Raw genomic sequence first — 4,364 nt, 5'->3', positions numbered from 1 at the left:
GAGGCGGTTCCGGGTCCCCGTCGCGGGGACCCGGCCGCCGCCGTCAGAGCCCCAGCACCAGACGCGCGGTCATGAAGTAGATGATCAGCCCGGTCGCGTCGACCAGGGTGGTGACCATCGGGGCGCTGACCACCGCCGGATCCACCCCGAGCTTCTTCGCGACCAGCGGCATGCTCCCGCCCACGATCGCCGCCCACGTGCACACCACCACCAGGGACACCGCGACGACCCCGGCGAGGTCGAAGCCCACGAGCAACCCGCCGATCAGCAGACCGATGAGGGCGAGCGCGATGCCCAGGAGCAGGCCCACCCGGCCCTCCCGCCACACCACCTTCGGCAGGTCGCCCAGCCGCACGTCGCCGACGGCGATCGCCCGGACGATCGAGGTCGCCGACTGGGAGCCCGCGTTGCCGCCGGTGCCGGTGATGAGCGGGATGAACAGGGCCAGCGCGGTGACCTCGGCGAGGTTGTCCTCGAAGTACTGCAGGACGTTGACGGTGAGGGTCGCCGCCACGATGAGCAACAGCAGCCACACGACCCGGGACCGGGCGAGTTTGACGACGCTGGCCGACAGGTAGGGCTGGCCCAGCGGGCTGGCACCGGCCTGCCGCTCGACGTCCTCGGTGTCGGCCGCCTCGATGACCTCCAGCGCGTCGTCGAAGGTGAGCAGGCCCAGCAGGCGGTTCTCGCTGTCCACCACGGGCAGGGCCAGCAGGTTCGCCTCCTGCATCAGCCGGGCGGCGGCCTCGGCCTCGTCGGTGGCGGCGGCGGTGGGCACCTCCACGTCGGTGAGGTCGTCGATCCGCTGCTCGGGGTGGCCGGTGACCAGGGTGCGCAGCGAGATGACGCCGACGAGGTACCGGCCGTCGTCCACCACCGGCAGCGTGTAGACGGTCTCCGCCGAGCGGCCCTTGGTCCGGACGACGCGCAGCGCCTCGGACACGTCGAGGGTGCGGTGCAGCGCGACGACCTCCGGGGTCATCACCCGGCCCACCGAGTCCTCGGGGTAGCCGAGCAGGGCCGCCGTCATCTGCCGCTCGCGGAAGCTGAGACCGGCGAGGACCTTCTTCGCGACCTTCGCCGGCACCTCGTCGATCAGGCGGGCGCGGTCGTCGGGGTCCATCCCCTCCACCAGCTCGCGGGCGGCGCTGTCCCGCAGCCCGGTGAGGACCTCCTGCTGGTGGACGGGATCGAGTTCCTCGAAGACGTCGAGGGCACGTTTCTTGTCCAGCAGCCGGAACGGAACCGCCATCTCGGCGGTGTCCAGCCTGGACAGCTCGGCCGCGATCTCGTGCGGGGGTTGCTCCTGCAACCACCGCTGGAGTCCGACCAGGTCCTGTCGGTCGAGAAAGTCACGCAGCTGCTCGTCGGTCACGATCTCGCCTCCCGTGTGCCCCAGGGCCAGTCTCCTGCCGTACTGGCCGTCGTCCCGCCAACCGGGCCGCGAGGCGTGGCGCGCCGGCCGGGAGCACGTCGGGGCTCCCGACCGGCAGGCGTCATCGTCCGCCGAGGTGGTGCCGTCAGCAGCGACTCAGGGGTTCTCCCACGGTGAGAGAGAAGTCGGCACGCTCGTCGAGCAGCAGCGGAACGAGATTCCGGAGTTGCTGTGCGAGCGGAACCACCGCGCCGTCCGCGTCCTGCCGGACCCGGAGGCCGTGGATGTGGAGCACCTCACCGTGTTCAGCGAGCTGTTCCGAGGTGAGCCGGTACCCACAGATGCGGTCGCGCTCGATCTCCTCCGGCGCGGGTTCCTCGTTGTCCGCACCACCGAAGTAGACCGGGCCTCGGTTGGCGATGCCCAGGTTACGCGCCATGCTCACCGTCGCGGCCGCTCGGGCACCCCGTTCCACGACGAAGTCGAAGGCGCCCTCGATCCCGGACAGTTGGGAGTCGACGCGTCGTCGGTTGTTCAGGGCCGGGTCGGCCAGCTCCTCCTCGGTCAAGGCCCTGGTCCGGGTCTCCACGAGCAGGCCGACGGCGTTCTTCACCCCCGCCGCGTTGCGCAGGATCCGTTCCTGGCCGTCGCCGGCGACCTGCCGGATCGGCTCGCCGGTCTCCGGGTCGGTCCACAGGCCGTAGACGCCGCTGGAGAACCCGTCGGTCTCCACCCGGGGGCGGACGTAGTCCTCGGACAGCTCCTCGGCGAGTGCCCGCAGGTCAGGGTGGGCGTTGAGGTTGCGGGGCCACAGGGAGAGGAAGTCCCGGTCGTAGTAGGGCGGGGTGGGGCCGTACTCGTGGAGGTCGTACACGATGTCCGGCTGGTGGTCCCGCAGGACGGCCGCGATGGTGCGCGCCTCCCCGGTCTCCAGGGCCAGGTGATCGCGGTTGATGTCGACGCCGTCGCCGTTCCCCCGGGTGTTGGCGGCGCGGCCGTCAGGGTTCGCGGTGGGCATCACCAGGACGGAGGCGGTGCTCAGCAGCCGTTCGACGGCCGGGTCGTCGCTGAGGGCGAGGTCCCGGACCGTCGTCAGGCAGGCCTCCCGCCCGGAGGGCTCGTTGCCGTGCTGGAGGCAGAGCAGGAGTACGGACACCCGCCCCCGGGTGCCACCCCGGCCCGCCTCGGGCACCGGGTCCCCGATGCGGACGAGGCGGATCGGGCGGCCCTGTTCCGTCGTCGCCAGGACGTCCATCTCGGCGCGGTCGCTGGTGGCGACGACGGTGTCGAGGAAGGCCGTCTCCTCGTCGAGGGTGGTCCACCGTTCGCCGCCGGACAGTTCGAAGCCGGTGCGGGGCGTGCCCTGCGCACCGGTGTCACCACTGGCGTCCTGGGCGACCGCCGGGCCGGCACCGAGCAGGGCGAGGGTGGCCGCCACCGCCACGGTGGCGCTGAGGGAACGGGTTCGAGTTCTTCGGTTCGGGGTCCGCACGATGTGCTCTCCTCTCCGTGATCGCGCTGCGACGATCACGGAGCAAAGCCACCAAACCCCGGGGTTCGGGTCAAGACTTGACGCGAACCTCACGCTGTGCCTGGCCCACCGCCCGCCGCCCGGGTGAGATCGGCATCACACCTCAGGTGGGGTCGGTGGTGCCGTCAGCCCGGCGGACACCACCAGCGGGAGGACCCCACCCCGTCCGCCACGGGCGGTGCCGGGCTCCCTCGCGCGTCCGGCGCGCCGGCGGGAACCTCAACCGGACGCCGCCGGCGAGGCCGCGTTCCGCTCCATCGCGGACGCGCTGCGCCGCCAGCTCAGCCAACCGTGGACGACCAGCACCGCGAAGACCACGTAGACCAACGCGCTGAACCAGAGCCCCGAGGCGAACTGGAGCGGGACGCCGACCGCGTCGACCGCCAACCAGACCAGCCAGAACTCGGTGAGCCCCCGGCCCTGCGCGGCGAACGCCACCACGGTGCCCACGAAGATCCACGCGTCGGGCCAGGGTGCCCACGAGGCGTCGAGCGCGTCGAGCAGCAACGCGACGGCGGCCGTGCCGCCGACCATCGCGGCGACCAGTACGACCCGCTCCGCGCCGGTCGCCGAGCGGACGGTCACGCCGTAGACCGGGTCCCTGCGCCTGGTCCACGCCCACCAGCCGTAGACCGAGATCAGCAGGATGACCACCTGCCGCACGGCGAGGCCGCCGAGCTGCGCCGACAGGTAGACGCTGAAGAGCAGCACCGTGGCCGCCACCTGGACCGGCCAGGTCCACAACGTCCGCCGCTGCGCCAGGTACACCACCGCCAGCGCGCACAACTGCCCGATCAGCTCCGCCCACGAGACCTGCTGCCCGAACAGCGTCAGCTGGGGTTCCACCAGAACGTTCACGCGTCCTCCTCGGCCGTCTCCGGCGGCCGGCACGACGCGACGCGGGCACGCCGACGACACGGCGACACCCGCCCGCGTGCGCTGCCTCCCATCCGGACTGTCACCGTCGGTCCCGGAATTCCACCGGATCAACCGGCATCCCGTGCTGGTCGCACGACGATGCCGGGTCGCGGACTCTCACCGCCGGTTCGGAATTCCACCGAGCCCCGGAGCGCACTCTGCTCGGCTTCTCGAACCCGTGCCCCGCCCCGGATATTCCAGGACCGGCGGTGACAGCGACCACCGCCCGGCGGGCCACCCGGTGACCGGGATGACCAGGACGACGAGCTCCGCGGCCAGCCTCCGGCCCGCCACCAGCGAGGACGACGTGCCGGGGCGGTCCCGTGGCGGGCCCGCCCCGTGGCGAGGGCCGACGCCGGGAGCGGACCAGTTCGGGCACGCCAGGAGAAACCCAGCACCCGGTCAGCGCGCCACCACGCGCCCGCGAGGTGGACGGGGCGGAGGCGCCGCCCCGCGTTCCCCTGGGCCGCCGCCCCTGGCGCCGCGCTCCGCGAGCCGGCCCACCGCCACCCCACTTCCCGGCCACCCCTCCCCCGCCCA

Annotated in this window: 3 protein-coding genes and 1 riboswitch; all 3 genes read right to left on the bottom strand. The window is 72.6% G+C overall.

Annotated elements, in window-relative coordinates; translation table 11 throughout:
* Positions 1-43: 43 nt before the first annotated feature.
* Positions 44-1,375, bottom strand: a complete 1,332-nt coding sequence (mgtE, locus tag ACTIDRAF_RS0207515; RefSeq protein WP_016698107.1) for a magnesium transporter — start codon at positions 1,373-1,375, stop codon at positions 44-46.
* Between the two features lie 145 nt (positions 1,376-1,520).
* Complete coding sequence (locus tag ACTIDRAF_RS0207510) at positions 1,521-2,867, bottom strand: M14 family metallopeptidase (RefSeq protein WP_016698106.1); 1,347 nt, start codon at positions 2,865-2,867, stop codon at positions 1,521-1,523.
* A 258-nt stretch (positions 2,868-3,125) separates the two neighbouring features.
* Complete coding sequence (locus ACTIDRAF_RS0207505) at positions 3,126-3,764, bottom strand: nicotinamide mononucleotide transporter family protein (protein ID WP_016698105.1); 639 nt, start codon at positions 3,762-3,764, stop codon at positions 3,126-3,128.
* Between the two features lie 75 nt (positions 3,765-3,839).
* Positions 3,840-3,982, bottom strand: a riboswitch (FMN riboswitch).
* Positions 3,983-4,364 lie beyond the last annotated feature (382 nt).

It is taken from the genome of Actinoalloteichus spitiensis RMV-1378 (genome assembly GCF_000239155.1).
Lineage (GTDB): Bacteria > Actinomycetota > Actinomycetes > Mycobacteriales > Pseudonocardiaceae > Actinoalloteichus_B > Actinoalloteichus_B spitiensis.
Note: the sequence above shows the minus strand (reverse complement) of the source record. Positions and strands in the feature narration are given on the sequence as shown.